The organism is Bradyrhizobium sp. HKCCYLS3077 (assembly GCF_051167555.1).
In the GTDB taxonomy this organism is placed as follows: Bacteria; Pseudomonadota; Alphaproteobacteria; order Rhizobiales; family Xanthobacteraceae; genus Bradyrhizobium.
On sequence record NZ_JBNPTH010000001.1, the window covers coordinates 19,022 to 35,246 of the forward strand.

A 16,225-nucleotide genomic window follows, 5' to 3' on the forward strand; every position below is an offset into this window, starting at 1 on the left:
ACAAGATGAATGAGACAAGGGGAGACCACCCATGAAACTGACGCGCCGCAACATTCTGCAGGGCATGGGAACCCTGCCCCTCCTCGCCAGCAGCCTGCCGCTCTCCGCCGCCGCACAGACGACGACCGCGCCATCGACCGGCGACATTCCTCCGATCCTGTTCGTCCACGGCAACGGCGATCATGCCGCGCTGTGGCTCACGACCTTGTGGCGGATGGAGTCCAACGGCGTGCCGCGGTCGCGGCTTGCCGCCCTCAACTTCACCGATCCGCTGGCCCGCAACGACGACGCGGTGGCGCAGCCGAACCGGTCGTCCACCGACGACCAGCGCCGCGAACTGGCCGAGGCCATCAAGGCGCTGAAGGAGCGCACGGGCGCACCGCGCGTGGCGCTGGTGGGCAGCTCGCGCGGCGGCTACGCGATCCGCAACGTCATCAAGAACGGCGGCGGCGCCGACGTCAGTCATGCCGTGCTGTGCGGCACGCCCAATCATGGCGTGTTCGACTGGGAGGACAGTCCCGGCAGCGAGTTCAACGGCCGAGGTCCGTTCCTGCGCGCTCTGAATTCAGGCGACAGCGAGGTTACCCCGGGCACCGCCTTCCTGACCTTGCGCAGCGACGGGCTGGACAAATACGCGCAGGCCGACGGCCGGCTCGTCGGCAAGCCCGGCGTCCCCACCGGGATCACCGCGGAAGGCCCGGCGCTGAAAGGCGCGACCAATCTCGTGCTCGGCGCGCTCGACCATCGCGAGGTCGCGTTCCATCCGCGCGCGTTCCGCGAGATCTACAAATTCATTGCCGGCCGCGAGCCGTCGGTCATCGCGGTCCAGCCGGAGCGCGAGGTGCGGATCAGCGGCCTCGTCACGGGCACGCCGGGCGGCGCGCCGACCAACCGCCCCGTTGCCGGCGCCAGCGTGGAAGTCTGCCGCGTCTCAGGCGAGACCGGCGCGCGCAACGGCGAGCCGGTCTATCGCGGCCAGACCGGCGCCGACGGGCGCTGGGGCCCGGCGGAGATCGATCCGACGTCGTTCATCGAGATCGTGCTGACGTCGCCGGGCGCGCCGGTCACACATTTCTACCGCTCACCGTTCCCGCGCTCGTCCGACGTGGTGCATCTGCGCGCCGCGCGGCCGCTCGGCCAGGCCGATGCCGGTGCTGGCGCGATCGTGATCATGTCACGTCCGCGCGGCTATTTCGGCCTGCCCCGCGACATCGTGCTGCTCGACGGCAAGGAACCGGGCGACGTACAGAAGGGCGTGCCGACCGATGCCGCGACGACGTTGCGGCTACCGGCCGGAGACATCGGGCGCAGCGTCATCGGGCTGTTCAACCAGGAACGCATCGCCGCCCGGGTTTGGCCAGCATCGGAGGGCAGGATTGCGCTGATCGAGCTGACTGATTAGTTGCTGGAGTATGATGGTACGTCACAGGAGCCCCGAGGGGGTGCGCTTGCGCGTCCCAGCTCACGCGACGAGCGCGATGACGTGAAGATGTCGCGCTCGTCGGTGCGATAGTTTGGGTCGACGGGCGCTCATGGGAGCGATCTTGTGAGGAGTGAATGAGCACTGCCGAGATCCACTATCTGCCGCAGGCACGGGTGCCGCATTCCCGGGGGCCGCTGATCCCGCCGATGCCGCCACGCGCGCCCGACAGCATGGGCACGCTGCGGCGGGTGCTGATGATGGGCCAGAACGCCATCTCGACCTGGAGCCAGCGCGCCTATGAGGACGAGATCGTCCGCGGCCGCTTCCTCGGCAGCTCCAGCTACATCCTCAACACGCCCGAGACCATCAAGCATGTGCTGGTCGACAATTGGGAGAACTACACGCGCACCGCCGGCGCGATCCGCGTGCTGCAACCGGTGCTCGGCGACGGCCTGCTGATTGCCGAGGGCAAGGCCTGGAAGCATCAGCGCCGCACGCTCGCGCCGGCGTTCACGCCGCGCGCGGTCTCCGGCCTCGTGCCGCACATGGTGGCGGTGACCGACGAGACGGTCGCGCGGCTGCGGCAGCAATGCGGGCAGCCGGTCGATTTGCGCGAGGTCATGCAGCGCATGACGCTCGACATCGCCGGCCGCACGATGTTCTCGTTCGAGATGGGCCGCCACGGCGCGACCTTGCGCGACTTCGTCTATGAGTACGGCATGCGGCTGGCCAGCCCGCATCTCCTGGACATCGTGCTGCCGGTGTCCTGGCCGACCCCGCGCGACTTCGCCCGCCGAAAGTTCCGCAGGCGCTGGACCGATTTCATCGGCATGCTGATGGCCGAACGCCGCGCCGCCGGAAAGCTGGAGGATGCGCCGCCGCGCGACCTGTTCGACCTGATGGGGGCCGCGCGCGATCCCGAGACCGGAGCGGCCTTCACCGACGCGCAGCTCGCCGACGAGGTCGCGACCATGATCCTCGCCGGACACGAGACCACCGCGACGGCGCTGTTCTGGGCGCTGTACCTGATCGCCCTCGACCCGGCCAATCAGGACAGGCTCGCGCAGGAGGTGCGCGCGGCGGCCGATCTCGGCAATCCGGAGCAACTGCCGTTCACGCGCGCGGTGATCGACGAGACGCTGCGGCTGTATCCGCCGGCGTTCCTGATCGCCCGCGCCGCCAGCGGACCGGACCGCATTGCGTCGTTTTCGGTCAAGCGCGGCGACGTGGTGCTGATCTCGCCCTGGCTGCTGCACCGGCACGAGAAGCTGTGGGACGCGCCCAATGCCTTCAAGCCGGAGCGCTTCATGCCCGGCGCACCGCCGCTGGAGCGCTTCGCCTACCTGCCGTTCGGGGCCGGTGCGCGGGTCTGCATCGGCGCTCATTTCGCCCTGGTCGAGGCAGTGCTGGCGCTGGCGCGCCTGGTCGGCGCCTTCAGGATCGAGCTGGTCGACCGCGCGCCGGTGATGCCGGTCGGCGTGGTGACGACGCAGCCCGACCGCTCGCCGCTGTTCCGAATCACGCCGCGGTGAGCGCCTTCATCTGGTATTCCGGTCCATCTTTGACTACCTGATCGGAATGTCCATGACCGCGGCCATGCCGTTTTCCGCCTCCCACGACGCCGCCGACCCGGCCGTGTCGGACGCGATCGCGCGGCTGATCGCGGAAGGGGCCGACCACGAGCTCAACCGGATCAACGTGCTCGACTTCGCGGCCCGGACCGGCCTCGACGAGGAGCGCGCGATCTCCGGCTTCATCCATGCCGCGCGGGCCGGCCTGTTCGACCTGACCTGGAACGTGCTGTGCCCCGGCTGCGGCGGCGTGCTCGACGCGCACGGCACGCTGAAATCACTCCGCTCGGACGAGTATCAATGTGGGCTGTGCGCCTGCGGCTATGAGGCGACCGTCGACCAGCAGGTCGAGGCCGCCTTCACGGTGAGCCCGCGCGTCAGGCGGATCGCCGCGCACGACCCGCATGCGCTGCCGGTCTGGGACTATTTCAAGCAGGTGTTCTGGAGCTCCGGCGTCGAATTCGACGACGCCGCGATGGCGGCATTGTCAAACGAGGTGGTGATCGACACGCGCGAGCTCGCGGCCGGCGACCACACCACCGTCACGCTGACGCTGCCGCCGCAATTCATCATCCTGTTCGAGCCGGTCACGCATGCCGCGCATTTCATCGACGTGCAGGGCGACCCGACCGACGAGGTGCAGCAGCTCGCCATCAAGTATGAAGGCGGACACAGCGCGGTGCAGACCACGGTGCTGCGGCCCGGCCCGCTGCAGCTCGCGCTCGACAACAAGGCCCGGGTGCGGACCTTGCCGACCATCATGGTCGCGGCCGATGCGCTGCATCACCTGATCGGCCGGCGCAAGCCGTTCCTCACCGCCAAGCGGATGCTGTCGAACCAGACCTTCCGCGACGTGTTCAAGGCCGACAATCTCAACATCGACCAGCGGCTGAAGATCACCTCGCTGACCTTCCTGTTCACCGACCTCAAGAGCTCGACCGCGTTGTATGAGCGCGTCGGCGATCTCGCCGCGTTCGACCTGGTGCGCGCGCATTTCCGCATCCTGCTCGAGATCATCAATGCCGAGAAGGGCGCGGTCGTGAAGACCATCGGCGACGCCGTCATGGCCACCTTCATCAAGCCGGAGCATGCGCTGGCCGCGGGCCTGCGGATGCGCCACGCGATGCAGCGGCTCAATGCCGAGCGCGGCACCGAGGATCTCGTGGTGAAGATCGGCATCCACGAAGGGCCGTGCCTGGCGGTGATGCTCAACGACCGTCAGGACTATTTCGGACAGACCGTCAACATCGCCGCGCGGGTGCAGAGCCTGTCGACGGCGCAGGAGATCCACATCACCGCACCGGTCATCCAGAGCCCTGGCGTCGCCGACATTCTGAGCACGGCGAACATCGCCCCCATCCAGAAACAGGCGGCGCTGCGCGGGATCGCCGACCGGATGATGGTCTACGAAATACCGTAACGCTTACCGAAATGTCATGCCGCGGCCGGGCCCGGATGGATTGTCCGAGACCGGCGGCGTTTGCATATAACAGGCGTCAGCAGGACGATCCGCGGCCTGCCCCAACATCGAAGGACGCCATGCTCGAGGGATTGCGCCAATTCATCGCCGACGTCGTGTCGCCGCAGGAGACGCCGGCCTTCGACGACAATGGCTACCAGCTCGCCGCGACCGCGCTGCTGATCCACGTAATCTCGCTGGACGGTGAGCCGAGCGCGGCGGAGCAGCGCAAGCTGCACAGCCTGATCGAGCTGCGCTTCGGCCTCGACCATGGCTCCGCCGACCGGCTGATCGCCCAGGCGATGCTGGCCGAGGGCGACGCGGTCGATCTCTACCGGTTCACCAGCGTCATCATGCGCGAGGTCGACGAGGCCGGCCGGCTGCGCATCGTCGAGATGATGTGGGAGCTGGTCTATGCCGACGGCAAGGTGACGGAGTTCGAGGACAATGTGGTCTGGCGCGCCTCGGAGCTGCTCGGCATCTCCACTCCCGACCGCATCGACCTCAAGCACCGGGTGGCCTCCCGACGCGCGGGGAACCCGGCCTGATCCGGCTCCCGCCCGGCGAGTGGCCGTCAGATGAACAAACTTTAATTTTGTTCCGGGCAACCTTTGTTCATGTAAACCTATGTGAATCCGATGTTATTGCGTTAACCGGGCGCCGAGCCGGGCTTCGGGCCAGCTTGCATGTTCCGGCCGGGCTATGCTCTCGTCCGCGGCGACCAAGCAAGTTCGGAATGTGATCGAAGAGCAGGGAATCGTGAGTGAACGGGTTACGCTGGTAACGGGCGCCTCGGCCGGAATCGGAACCGAGCTGGCACGCGTGTTCGCGGCCAACGGTCACCGGCTTGCCTTGACCGCCCGGCGCGAGGACCGCCTCGCCGCGCTCGCCCGCGAGATCACCGCCAAGGGCGGACCGGCGCCGCTCGTCATCCCCTGCGATCTCACCTCCCCCAATGCCGGGGCGACCATCGCGGCGGCGCTGACTGACGCCGGCGTCGAGCTCGAATATCTCGTCAACAATGCCGGCTTCGGCCTGTTCGGCAAGGCCGTCCAGCTCGACCGCACCGAGCAGCTCGACATGATCTCGGTGAACGTGCGCGCGCTGACCGAATTGTCGCTGCGCTTCTCCGACCAGCTGATCCGCAACAAGGGCGGCATCCTCAACCTGGGCTCGGTCGCGGGTTTCCTGCCGGGGCCCGGCATGGCCGTCTATTACGCCTCCAAGGCTTATGTGATCTCGTTCACCGAGGCGCTGCGCAAGGAGCTGGCGCCGCATGGCGTGCGGGTCACCGTGCTGTGCCCGGGCCCGGTGCCGTCGGAATTTCAGGACCGCGCCGGCTTCAAGCCGGGCGTCGATTCGGTGATCCTCAACGTCTCGCCGAAGGCCGTCGCCGAGGCCGGCTATCGCGGCCTGATGGCGGACAAGCGGGTCGTGCTGCCGGGGATCGGCATCAAGATCGTGCCGTTCCTGCTGCGCTGGTTCCCGCGCGGCTTCATCCTCGACGCGGTCGGGCGGCTGCAGCTCAAGCGCAGTTGATTCGCCTGCGCGTGGCGGATCCGACATTCCGCCGTGCGATGTCGGTGTTGTCGCCGTGGCGGCATCGGCTCTGAAACCGCACCAGATTTTTCGTTCTGCGTTTTCGACGTCGCCAGTGGTCTTCGACTATCGCGAAACGTCGCGCAGATGATTCGTTGCGTCGGCCGAAATGGCCCGTGCTGGCCCGGTGCTTGCTTTCCGAGGTTGACTTGCTCACGCACCGTTAACCTTCGCTTAGCTATGATCGCCAGGTGATGCTCAGGCCAGACCCTTCGCTTTCCTCGAACGGGACCGCCACGGCGGACGTTCGGCCCCTGTCCTCGACGCCGGCCGCGGCGGCTGTGCCGCACCGGCCCGTGCTCATCATCCTGCACCAGGAAACCTCGAGTCCCGGCCGCATCGGCAATGCGCTGCGCGCCCGCGGCTACCGGCTCGACATCCGTCGGCCGCGCTTCGGCGATCCGCTGCCAGAGACGCTCGATGGGCATTCCGGTGCCGTGATTTTCGGCGGTCCGATGAGCGCCAACGATCCCGACGATTTCGTCCGGCGCGAGATCGACTGGATCGAGGTGCCGCTGCGCGAGCAGCGCCCGTTCCTCGGCATCTGCCTCGGGGCGCAGATGCTGGCGATGCAGCTCGGCGCCCGGGTGGCGCCGCATCCGCAGGGACGCGCCGAGATCGGCTATTATCCGATCCATCCGACGCGCGCGGGCAAGAAGCTCTGCCCGCATTGGCCCGACCATGTCTACCACTGGCACCGTGAGGGTTTTGACCTGCCCGCCGGCGCCGACCTCCTGGCCGAGGGCGGCGACTTTCCGGTGCAGGCCTATCAATACGAGAACGCCACCGGGCTGCAGTTCCACCCCGACGTCACCTACGCGATGATGTGCCGCTGGACCACGCGCGGCCATGCAAGGCTCGACACGCCCGGCGCCTGCGCGCGCCACCATCATTTCGAGGGCCGCGCGGTGCACGATGCCGCCGAGCGGGTATGGCTGAAGCACTTCCTGGATGGATGGCTGGAGCGGCAGCCGGTCGCGGCGATGGCCGAGGCGGCGGAGTAGCGGCTTCAGACGTTCGGATTGTGGTGACTGGTGTCAGTCCGGCTTCGCCAAGGGCTACGCCGGACACCACGCTTCGCCCCTCGGGCACTGCGTGGCTGCGCCACGCGTAGCCCGAAGGGCGAAGCGTGGTGGAGCCAGGCGGGATCGAACCGCCGACCTCATCATTGCGAACGATGCGCTCTCCCAGCTGAGCTATGGCCCCAAGTCACGACTTCGACGGTCCGATGTTTTGGACAGTCCGACGTCTTGGTCACGCGGCCGCGCGAGAGTGGGAAGGCGGCCGGCAGATCGGGCGCCATTTACAGGCCGTGAACTGGTCAAGTCAAGAACGCTCACATCGCCCGTTAGCCTTGACGTCCGGCTTCCCTTGTTTGGGCGGGGGGGAACCGATATCTACCGCACAACCCAGGTCGAATCCGCGACCTCGCCCCCGAGTGGACCCGCATGCGTGCCGTTCTCGACATCGTTCTGATCGTTCTCGACCTCTATGTCTGGCTGCTCATCGCCTCGGCGATCCTGTCGTGGCTGATCGCCTTCAACGTCGTCAACACGCGCAATCAGTTCGTGTCCGCGGTGGCCGAATTCCTCTACCGAATCACCGAGCCGGTGCTGGCCCCGATCCGGCGCATGCTGCCCAATCTGGGCGGCCTCGACATCTCGCCGATCATCCTGATCCTGATCATCATGCTGATCCAGCGCGTGATCACCTACTACATCTATCCAAACGTCTTCTGATCGCTGTCGTCGCGATGGAGCCCTGGCGCACGGCGGCGGGCGGCCTGACCGTCGCGCTGCGCGTGACACCGCGCGGCGGCCGCGACGCGATCGACGGTGTCGAGACGCTGTCCGACGGCCGCAGCGTGCTGAAGGTCCGGGTCCGCGCGATTGCCGACGGCGGCGAAGCCAACCGCGCCGTGACCGAGCTTCTGGCCAAGGCGATCGGCGTGACCAAGAAGGCGGTGCGAATCACCTCCGGCGCGACGGCCCGGCTCAAGCAGGTCGCGATCGACGGCGAGCCGTCCAAGCTGGATCAGGCCTTGCGCGACCTCATCGCAGCCCATAAGCCGACCGGAACATAGTCGAAGCAGACGCAAGACAGGCGAGCCGATGCGTTTCGCGTCGCCGGCGGCGGTCTTCACCCTCCCCTGGAGGGGGAGGGTCGCCTCGCGGAGAGCGAAGCGAAACGTGAGGCGGGGTGGGGTGATCTCTCCACGAGCACCAGTGCGGGCGGAAAGATCACCCCACCCCGCTCGCCCGCTTCGCGAGCGAGCGACCCTCCCCCTCCAGGGGAGGGTGGGAGCCGGCGAGCTTGCTTCGGAGGACTCGGACGATCGACGACACGAGGGGACCAGACATGACCGCACGCATCATCGACGGAAAAATCATCGCAGCCGATCTGCGGGCGCAGGTCGCGGGCGAGGTCGGGCGGATCAAACGCGACCACGGCCTGACGCCGGGCCTTGCCGTTGTGCTGGTCGGCAACGACCCGGCCTCCGAGGTCTATGTCCGCAGCAAGCACACCCAGACCCAGGCCGCCGGGATGGCGTCGTTCGAGCACAAGCTGCCCGCCGACGTCTCCCAGGCGGAGCTGCTGGCGCTGATCGGCAGGCTCAATCAAGACCCGTCGGTGCATGGCATCCTGGTGCAGCTTCCGCTCCCGAAGGGGCTGGAGACCGAGGTGGTGATCAACGCGATCGATCCGGCCAAGGACGTTGACGGCCTGCACCCGCACAATGCCGGCCGCCTGGCCGGCGGCCAGCCGGCGCTGGCGCCGTGCACGCCGCTCGGCTGCATCATCCTGAGCAAGACCGTGCACGGCTCGCTCGAAGGCCTGAATGCGATCGTGATCGGCCGCTCCAATCTGGTGGGACGTCCGCTGGTGCAGTTGCTTCTAAACGAGAACGCGACCGTGACCATCGCGCATTCGCGCTCGCGCGATCTGCCGGCGCTGACCGCGCGCGCGGACCTCGTCTATGCGGCGGTCGGCCGACCGGAGATGGTGAAGCGCGACTGGATCAAGCCGGGCGCGACCGTGATCGACGTCGGCATCAACCGCATCCCGACCGCGGAAGGAAAGACGAAGCTGGTCGGCGATGTCGCCTATGCCGAGGTTGCTGAAGTGGCCGGCGCGATCACGCCGGTGCCCGGCGGCGTCGGCCAGATGACGGTGGCCTGCCTGCTGGTGAACACGCTGCGCGCGGCTTGCGCGATCGCCGGGCTGCCGAAGCCGGCTGTGTAGTATTCAACGTCATTCCGGGGCAGCCGCGCAGCGGCTGAACTCAGGTGCGCAATCGCGCACCTGAGAATCTCGAGATTCCGGGTCTGCGCTTCGCGCATCCCGGAATGACCTTGTGCGCGTTGTTGCCAACGCGCCGGAGGTTATTTCTTCGCCGCCTTGGCGCGGGCGATGCCCTCGCTGATCAGCTGGTGGGCGTCGTCGGCATTGCCCCAGCGCAGCACCTTCACCCATTTGCCGGGCTCGAGATCCTTGTAGTGCTCGTAGAAGTGCTGGATCTGCTGCAGCGTGATATCAGGCAGGTCCGAGTAGCTGCGCACCTTGTCGTAGCGCTGCGTCAGCTTGGAGGACGGCACCGCGATGATCTTCTCGTCGCCGCCGGCCTCGTCCTCCATGATCAGCACGCCGACCGGGCGGACGCTCATGACCGCGCCAGGGACGATCGCGCGGGTGTTGGCCACCAGCACGTCGCAGGGGTCGCCGTCATTCGACAGCGTGTGCGGGATGAAGCCGTAATTGCCGGGGTAGCGCATCGCCGTATAGAGGAAGCGGTCGACGAACAGGGTGCCGGCTTCCTTGTCGAGCTCGTACTTGATCGGCTCGCCGCCGACCGGGACCTCGATGACGACATTGACCTCGCGCGGCGGATCTTTCCCGATCGGGATGGCGTCGATGCGCATGGATGCTCCGTGGAACTTGAACGTTTGAGGATTTGACCCTCGCGGGTCAGACGCTCGGGAGATGAGCGCTCGCATTCGCAGTCGCAAAAAAATCGCGGCCGCGCAACTGCTAGCTCAATCCGAAACCTTCAGTTCAATTCGCCGACGCGTTAACGCTTAACGCGTCCAGAGCTTCAATCCGGCCGGACCACAGTTGGTCCAGCTCAGTTGGTCCAAGCGAAGGCGACCTTGTCGAGCGACTTCGGCCCGAAGCGCTCCGACGACCGCGCGACCATGCGGCCGCCCAACGCGCGGTAAAACTCGGTGGCGGGGTCGTTGTCGGACAACGCCCACACCACCATGCTCTTCAGTCCGCTCTGCGCGAGATCGCGCTTGGCGGACTGGAAGAGCCGGCGACCGAACCCCAGCCCCTGAAATTCCGGTCGCAGATAAAGCTCGTAGACTTCGCCGTCGAAGTGCAGGCTGCGGGCGCGGTTGCGGCCGTAATTCGCGTAGCCTGCGACCTTGTCGTTGAACACCAGCACGCTGACGCGGCTGCCTTTGCGGATTGCGCTGTCCCACCACTGGGGACCGCGCCGGTTGATCAGCTTCTCCAGCTCTGCGCCGGGGATGATCCCCTGATAGGCAGAACGCCAAGCTTCATCATGGGCTGACGCCACCGCAGCCGCATCTGCAGCCTTGGCCGGACGGACTTCGATCAGGGTTGTGCTCATGACGGGATCAAAGCAAGTCGGCGGTCCGCCTTCAAGGTGCCACGTTAAAGATCGGTTAACCTGTGGACTTTCGGCATCACAGTGGCGGAAACCTGTGCCGAAAAGGGACAAATTCGCAACATTGTTGGGAGACAGCGGTGTCCTGTCACCGCAGGTTCATAGCACGCACGACAAACAGCGGCTGACGGCGACGCTGCATCGGTTAGTGTGGCTCGGGCTCAACATCTTCCCGTCAGGCTGACTGGTGCTGCTTCGCTGCGTCTCATGGTTGCTCGCGGTCGCCGTCCTCACAGGATCGAACGCCTCGGCGCAGCGATTCGGACCGGTGTCGGCCGAGGGCGAGCCGGCGCGACGGCAGCAATGGCTGGTGCCGTCGACCTCGCCCGACATTCCGGCGCACGCCTTGCTCTACCGGCCCGCCGGTGACGGACCGTTTCCATTGGCTCTGATCGCACACGCCTCCACGCAGAACGCGCTCCGGCGGGCGCAGATGCCGCAGCCCAACTACACGGCCCTGGCGCGCGAGCTGGTGGCGCGCGGCTATGCTGTGCTGGTGCCGGAGCGTCTCGGGCATGGCCGCACCGGCGGGCCCTACATTGAAGACCAGGGTGAGTGCGCCAATCCGGACTACGAGAAAGCCGGACGGGCGACCGCCGCGCAGATCTCGCGCGCACTCGTCTTCATGCGCGAGCAGCCGTTCGTTGCCAACGGTGGCGCGCTCGTCGTCGGCCACTCGGCCGGCGGCTGGGGCGCGCTGGCGCTCGCCGGTCAGCCGCGGGACCTCGCCGCGAAGATCGTCGTCTTCGCACCTGGCCGTGGCGGCCACGCTGACGACGTGCCGGGACGCATCTGCGGCGAGTTGCGGCTGCGCGACGCCGCCCATGCCTTCGGACACAACGCACAGCTCCGGGTCACATGGCTCGTTGCAGCCAATGACAGCTACTTTCCGCCGGCGTTGTCGCGTGAGATCGCCGACGCGTTCGTCTCGGGTGGGGCGCAAGTCGACTTCAAGCTGCTGCCCGCCTTCGGAAACGAAGGCCATTGGCTGGCCGAACAGGACGCCGGTATCATGACCGCCTCGGACGCGCTGGCCTCAGCGCTCGTCCGGCCGCCGGCGCCGCGCCCGGCCAAGTCGGGATCGGCGAACTAACAGGACCATGATGACGCTGTATTTCCTGGTTAAATATCTGCACGTGCTCGGCGCCATCGTGATTCTCGGAACCGGCACGGGGATCGCATTCTTCATGCTGATGGCGCATCTGAGCGGCGAAGCCGCGTTCATCGCACGGACGGCCGGTGTCGTCGTGATCGCGGACATGATCTTCACGCTGTCGGCGGTGCTGCTGCAGCCGGTCACTGGTGGCACCTTGATGTGGCTGTCGTCGACGGCCGTGACGGAGGGTTGGCTGCTCACCTCGCTCGTGCTGTACGCCGTCGCCGGCCTGTTCTGGGTGCCCGTGATCTTCATGCAGATCGAGCTCCGCGACCTCGCGCGCGCCGCCGACAGCCGTGCGCAAGAGCTGCCGCCGCGCTATTTCACCGTCTTCCGCCGCTGGTTCCTGTGCGGCATCCCCGGCTTCGGCTCGGTCATGGCCATTCTCTGGCTGATGATCGCCAAGCCGTACTAACAGGTTTTGCATGATCGCTGCTCCGACCTCGCGCGTCCTCGTGCTCGGCGCTTCCGGGCTGATCGGCCGCTTCGTCACGGATGACTTGCGCCGGCGCGGCTTGACCACAGTCGGCGTCGCGCGGGCATTCTCGGCCTCGCAACGGGTATCCTCGCTGGACATCGAGCTGCCGATCATGGCGCTCGATGCCTCCGCCTTGGCGGGCCTCATGCGCGCGCATCAAATCGATGTCGTCGTCAATTGTCTCGGCGTGCTGCAGGATGGTCCCGGCAGCGACACCACGGCCGTGCATCGCGAGTTCGTGGCGCGCCTGCTCGCCGCGATCCCGGCCAGCGGCCGCCGCGTGCGGTTCGTTCATATCTCGATCCCGGGCACGGCGGACGAGGATCTCACCGCCTTCGCCACCACCAAGCGCGAGGCCGAACGGCTGATCGCGTCTTCAGGCATTCCGCATGCGATCCTGCGCCCGGGCTTCGTGATCGCACCCTCGGCCTATGGCGGCAGTGCGATGCTGCGCGCGCTCGCGGCGTTTCCGATTGATCTGCCGGTCAAGGACGCGGCGACGCCGTTCCAGCCGGTGGCAGTTGCGGATATCGCCGCGACCATCGCCTGGCTCGCCACGCGGCCGATCGATGAGGACGCGACGCAAGCGGTGAGCTGGGATCTGATGCAGCCGGAGGCGGTGACGCTGGGTGACGTGATCGCCGCGTTCCGGCGCAGCTTCGGCACCACGGATTGGCCGCGCCTCGCCGTGCCCGCGCCGCTGGTTGATCTCGGCGCGCTCGCGGGCGACCTCTCCAGCCGGCTGGGCTGGATGCCGCCGATGCGCCGCACGGCCATCGCCGAGCTGCGCCGCGGCGTGCGCGGCGATCCTGCGCCATGGATGGCGGCCACTGGGATCACGCCGGTCAGCCTCAGCGAAGCCGTCGGCGCGCAGGGCGCGTCCATTCAGGACAAATGGTTCGCGCGGCTGTTCCTGATCAAGGCCCTGATGATCGCGAGCCTCGTGCTGTTCTGGATCGCCTCCGGCAGCATCGCGCTGTTCATCTCGTTCCCGGCGACCACCGCGATCCTGACCACGCGCGGCTGGCCGGAGGGATTTGCGATTCCGTTCGCGGCCATCACCAGCATGATGGACATCTCCGTCGGTATGTTGATCGCATTCCGCAAAACGGCGGCTTTCGGCCTCGTTGCCGGAATCGTCGTCTCGCTCGGCTACATGCTGGGATGCGCGGTGCTGACGCCCGACCTCTGGCTCGAGCCGCTCGGCGCATTGGTGAAGACCGCACCTGCGATCGTGCTGATGCTGGTCGCGCTCTTGATGATGGACAATCGCTGATGACCGACTGGCCCGATGACGATGTGATTCTCTATGACGGCGTCTGCGTGTTCTGCTCGCGCTGGGTCCGGTTCGTGATCGCGCGCGACAGCGCCAAGCGCTTCCGCTTCACGCCGATCCAATCGCCCTATGGCACGAGGCTCGCGCAAGCCTTCGGCATCGATCCGAAGGAGCCGGACACCAACGCGGTCGTGCACGGCGGACGTGCGCATCTGAAATCCGATGCGGCGCTCACCGTGCTCTCCAACCTCCCGGGCTGGGGCTGGACCCGTGCGCTGTTCGCCGTGCCGAAGCCGTTGCGCGACGCGCTCTACAGCGTGGTCGCCCGCAATCGCTACCGCATTTTCGGCAAATACGATTCCTGCTTCGTGCCGGACGCCACGCTGCGTCGGCGCGTCCTGGAGGATTAGGATTGCTGGCGCAGACGGCCCAACCAATCGATTGAATCGATCATAATGTCCGATATAATCCGTTGGATCGATTGATTTAAGCATGAAATTCTCTCTCAAACCCCAGGTTTGGAGAGTTTTTTCATGGCTACCCACCCGAACGATCTGACCGCCGATGCGCCCGACATCGCCCAACATCGAGACACGCGCGTCCCCTCACCGTCGCGCCTGGCGCCGTTGCTGCCGGGCCTCGCGCTGTCCGCCGCGATCGCGGCGGGCGCCTTCGGGCTGCGCGAACTGCCGGGCCTAGGCGTGTTCAGCCCGATGATCCTCGCGATCGTGGCCGGCATGGCGCTGCATAATGTGGTCGGCACGCCGGTGCGGGCCAAGCCCGGCGTCGCCTTCGCCATGCGCCGGGTGCTGCGGGTCGCGATCATCCTGCTCGGGCTGCAGCTCACGGCGGCCCAGGTCGTCGAAGTCGGCGCGCGCGGATTGTTCGTGATCGCATTGAGCCTGACCGGCACGTTCCTGTTCACGGTGTGGATGGGCCGGCTTCTCGGCGTCGATCGCAAGCTGGCCGAGCTGATCGCGGCGGGCACCTCGATCTGCGGGGCGTCTGCGGTGATCGCGACCAACACCGTGACGCGCGCGCATGACGAGGACGTCGCCTATGCGGTGGCCTGCGTGACCGTGTTCGGCTCGATCGCGATGATCGCCTATCCCCTGCTGCCCGCCCTTCTGCATCTCGATGCCCACGCCTTCGGGCTGTGGAGCGGCGCCTCGATCCATGAGATCGCCCAGGTGGTCGCGGCCGCGTTCCAGGGGGGACAGCAGGCCGGCGAGTTCGGCACCATCGCCAAGCTGGCGCGGGTGATGCTGCTGGCGCCCGTCGTGCTCACGCTTGGCCTGCTGGCGACGCGCCGCGCCCGCCATGGCGGACACGGTCACGCCAGCGCGCAACCGCAGCTGCCCTGGTTCGTGCTCGGCTTCATCGCGATGATCGGTATCAACAGCGTCATCACGGTGCCTGCCGAGGCGAAGACGATCATCGTGACTGCGACGACCTTCCTGCTGTCGATGGCGCTGGCCGCGATGGGGCTGGAGACGGATTTCGCCAAGCTGAAGGCCAAGGGCCTGCGGCCGGCGGCGCTCGGCTTCGCGGCCTTCCTGTTCATCGCGAGCTTCAGCCTCGCTCTGGTGAAGCTGGCGACATAGGAGAGCACGTGACGCTCGAGCAGCTCCGGATCTTCGTTGCGGTCGCCACCCGCGAGCACGTCACCCAAGCGGCGCGCGAGCTCAATTTGACGCAGTCGGCGACATCGGCGGCGGTCGCCGCGCTCGAAGCGCGCTACCAGACGAAACTGTTCGATCGTGTCGGCCGCCGCATCGTGCTCACGGCGGCCGGCCGCGCGTTTCTGGTCGAGGCCAAGGCGGTGCTCGCGCGCGCCGCCGCGGCCGAGACCGTGCTCGACGATCTCGCCGGCCTGAAACGCGGTCGGCTGGCGCTGGCGGCGAGCCAGACCATCTCCGGCTATTGGCTGCCGGCTTTCATTCATCGTTTCAACGCCGCGCATCCGGCGATCACGCTGGAGCTGTCGATCGGCAATACCGAGCAGGTGGCGGAGCGGGTGCGCGAGGGCTCGGCCGACCTCGGCTTCGTCGAGGGCGATATCGACGATCCCGTGCTCGCGGCGCAGCCGGTGGCGGACGACGAGATGGTGCTGGTCGGGCCGGTCGATCATCCGCTGTGCCGGGGCGCGTCGGTGAAGGCCGCGGATCTGAAGGCGGCGCGCTGGGTGTTGCGCGAGCAGGGCTCTGGCACACGCGCCGTGCTCGAAGCGGCGGTCGGACGGTTCGGCATTCGCATGGACGAGCTCGATGTCGCGTTCGACCTGCCGTCGAATGAGGCCGTGCGCGGCGCCGTCGAGGCCGGCGCCGGCGTCACGGTGCTGTCACGGCTGGTAGTGATGCGCGCGGTCAAGGCGGGGCTGCTGGCGGTGGCCCATCTCGACCTGCCCAAGCGGCACTTCTACAGCCTGCGGCACAAGGAGCATCACCAGACGCAGGCGGCGCGGGAGTTTCTGCGGATGGTGGCGGAGAGCCAGAGCTAGTTTGGGCAGGCATTCCGCAGGACTATCGGATTTGACGGTCGTAGTTTTGTGCTCGTCTCCCACCACATCGTCA

The 16,225-nt window shown here is 67.1% G+C and carries 17 protein-coding genes and 1 tRNA gene; 15 read left to right on the forward strand and 3 right to left on the reverse strand.

The window, feature by feature from the left end; all coding sequences use genetic code 11:
* Positions 1-31 precede the first annotated feature (31 nt).
* From ACQR0Z_RS00090 to ACQR0Z_RS00115, 6 genes are all read left to right on the forward strand, one after another.
* Positions 32-1,402 carry a hydrolase gene (locus tag ACQR0Z_RS00090; protein ID WP_434917306.1) on the forward strand — a complete coding sequence of 457 codons (1,371 nt, stop codon included), beginning with the start codon at positions 32-34 and terminating at the stop codon, positions 1,400-1,402.
* 155 nt (positions 1,403-1,557) lie between these two features.
* On the forward strand, positions 1,558-2,955 hold the full coding sequence (locus ACQR0Z_RS00095; RefSeq protein ID WP_434917307.1) for a cytochrome P450: 1,398 nt from the start codon (positions 1,558-1,560) through the stop codon (positions 2,953-2,955).
* Positions 2,956-3,007: 52 nt separating this feature from the next.
* Positions 3,008-4,414, forward strand: a complete 1,407-nt coding sequence (locus ACQR0Z_RS00100; protein ID WP_434877698.1) for an adenylate/guanylate cyclase domain-containing protein — start codon at positions 3,008-3,010, stop codon at positions 4,412-4,414.
* 119 nt (positions 4,415-4,533) lie between these two features.
* Positions 4,534-5,001, forward strand: a complete 468-nt coding sequence (locus ACQR0Z_RS00105; RefSeq protein ID WP_434857878.1) for a TerB family tellurite resistance protein — start codon at positions 4,534-4,536, stop codon at positions 4,999-5,001.
* Positions 5,002-5,212: 211 nt separating this feature from the next.
* Positions 5,213-5,992, forward strand: a complete 780-nt coding sequence (locus ACQR0Z_RS00110; protein WP_434857879.1) for an SDR family NAD(P)-dependent oxidoreductase — start codon at positions 5,213-5,215, stop codon at positions 5,990-5,992.
* Positions 5,993-6,246: 254 nt separating this feature from the next.
* Positions 6,247-7,056 carry a glutamine amidotransferase gene (locus ACQR0Z_RS00115; RefSeq protein WP_434877699.1) on the forward strand — a complete coding sequence of 270 codons (810 nt, stop codon included), beginning with the start codon at positions 6,247-6,249 and terminating at the stop codon, positions 7,054-7,056.
* A 126-nt stretch (positions 7,057-7,182) separates the two neighbouring features.
* On the opposite strand, the gene ACQR0Z_RS00120 is transcribed toward ACQR0Z_RS00115, so the two are convergent.
* Positions 7,183-7,258, reverse strand: a tRNA-Ala gene (locus ACQR0Z_RS00120).
* A gap of 242 nt (positions 7,259-7,500) precedes the next feature.
* Here ACQR0Z_RS00120 and ACQR0Z_RS00125 point away from each other — a divergent pair.
* The 3 genes from ACQR0Z_RS00125 to folD all read left to right on the forward strand — a co-directional run bounded on the left by ACQR0Z_RS00125 (position 7,501) and on the right by folD (position 9,295).
* The gene (locus ACQR0Z_RS00125; protein WP_011923523.1) at positions 7,501-7,791 is read left to right on the forward strand and encodes a YggT family protein; all 291 of its coding nucleotides are present in this window, start codon (positions 7,501-7,503) and stop codon (positions 7,789-7,791) included.
* A gap of 14 nt (positions 7,792-7,805) precedes the next feature.
* Positions 7,806-8,135, forward strand: a complete 330-nt coding sequence (locus ACQR0Z_RS00130; protein ID WP_434917308.1) for a DUF167 domain-containing protein — start codon at positions 7,806-7,808, stop codon at positions 8,133-8,135.
* 275 nt (positions 8,136-8,410) lie between these two features.
* Entirely contained in the window at positions 8,411-9,295 is an 885-nt protein-coding gene (gene folD / locus ACQR0Z_RS00135; RefSeq protein ID WP_434917309.1) for a bifunctional methylenetetrahydrofolate dehydrogenase/methenyltetrahydrofolate cyclohydrolase FolD, read from the forward strand.
* Positions 9,296-9,435: 140 nt separating this feature from the next.
* On the opposite strand, the gene ppa is transcribed toward folD, so the two are convergent.
* Positions 9,436-9,972, reverse strand: coding sequence for an inorganic diphosphatase (gene ppa / locus ACQR0Z_RS00140; protein WP_434917310.1), 537 nt, complete (start codon positions 9,970-9,972; stop codon positions 9,436-9,438).
* Between the two features lie 203 nt (positions 9,973-10,175).
* On the reverse strand, positions 10,176-10,685 hold the full coding sequence (locus ACQR0Z_RS00145) for a GNAT family N-acetyltransferase (RefSeq protein ID WP_006611902.1): 510 nt from the start codon (positions 10,683-10,685) through the stop codon (positions 10,176-10,178).
* Positions 10,686-10,926: 241 nt separating this feature from the next.
* Here ACQR0Z_RS00145 and ACQR0Z_RS00150 point away from each other — a divergent pair, with 241 nt between their 5' ends.
* The 6 genes from ACQR0Z_RS00150 to ACQR0Z_RS00175 all read left to right on the forward strand — a co-directional run bounded on the left by ACQR0Z_RS00150 (position 10,927) and on the right by ACQR0Z_RS00175 (position 16,152).
* Complete coding sequence (locus ACQR0Z_RS00150) at positions 10,927-11,835, forward strand: dienelactone hydrolase family protein (protein ID WP_434917987.1); 909 nt, start codon at positions 10,927-10,929, stop codon at positions 11,833-11,835.
* A 10-nt stretch (positions 11,836-11,845) separates the two neighbouring features.
* Positions 11,846-12,313 (forward strand): DUF2269 family protein, encoded by a 468-nt coding sequence (locus ACQR0Z_RS00155; protein WP_434858288.1) that lies wholly within the window; start codon positions 11,846-11,848, stop codon positions 12,311-12,313.
* Between the two features lie 10 nt (positions 12,314-12,323).
* On the forward strand, positions 12,324-13,652 hold the full coding sequence (locus tag ACQR0Z_RS00160; protein ID WP_434917311.1) for an SDR family oxidoreductase: 1,329 nt from the start codon (positions 12,324-12,326) through the stop codon (positions 13,650-13,652).
* Positions 13,652-14,062, forward strand: coding sequence for a thiol-disulfide oxidoreductase DCC family protein (locus tag ACQR0Z_RS00165; RefSeq protein ID WP_434857885.1), 411 nt, complete (start codon positions 13,652-13,654; stop codon positions 14,060-14,062). The genes ACQR0Z_RS00160 and ACQR0Z_RS00165 overlap by 1 nt, the downstream gene beginning before the upstream one ends.
* A 219-nt stretch (positions 14,063-14,281) precedes the next feature.
* Positions 14,282-15,256 carry a YeiH family protein gene (locus tag ACQR0Z_RS00170; protein WP_434917988.1) on the forward strand — a complete coding sequence of 325 codons (975 nt, stop codon included), beginning with the start codon at positions 14,282-14,284 and terminating at the stop codon, positions 15,254-15,256.
* Positions 15,257-15,264: 8 nt separating this feature from the next.
* A complete protein-coding gene (locus ACQR0Z_RS00175; RefSeq protein ID WP_434917312.1) occupies positions 15,265-16,152 on the forward strand; it encodes a LysR substrate-binding domain-containing protein in 888 nt (295 codons plus the stop codon).
* Positions 16,153-16,225: the final 73 nt, after the last annotated feature.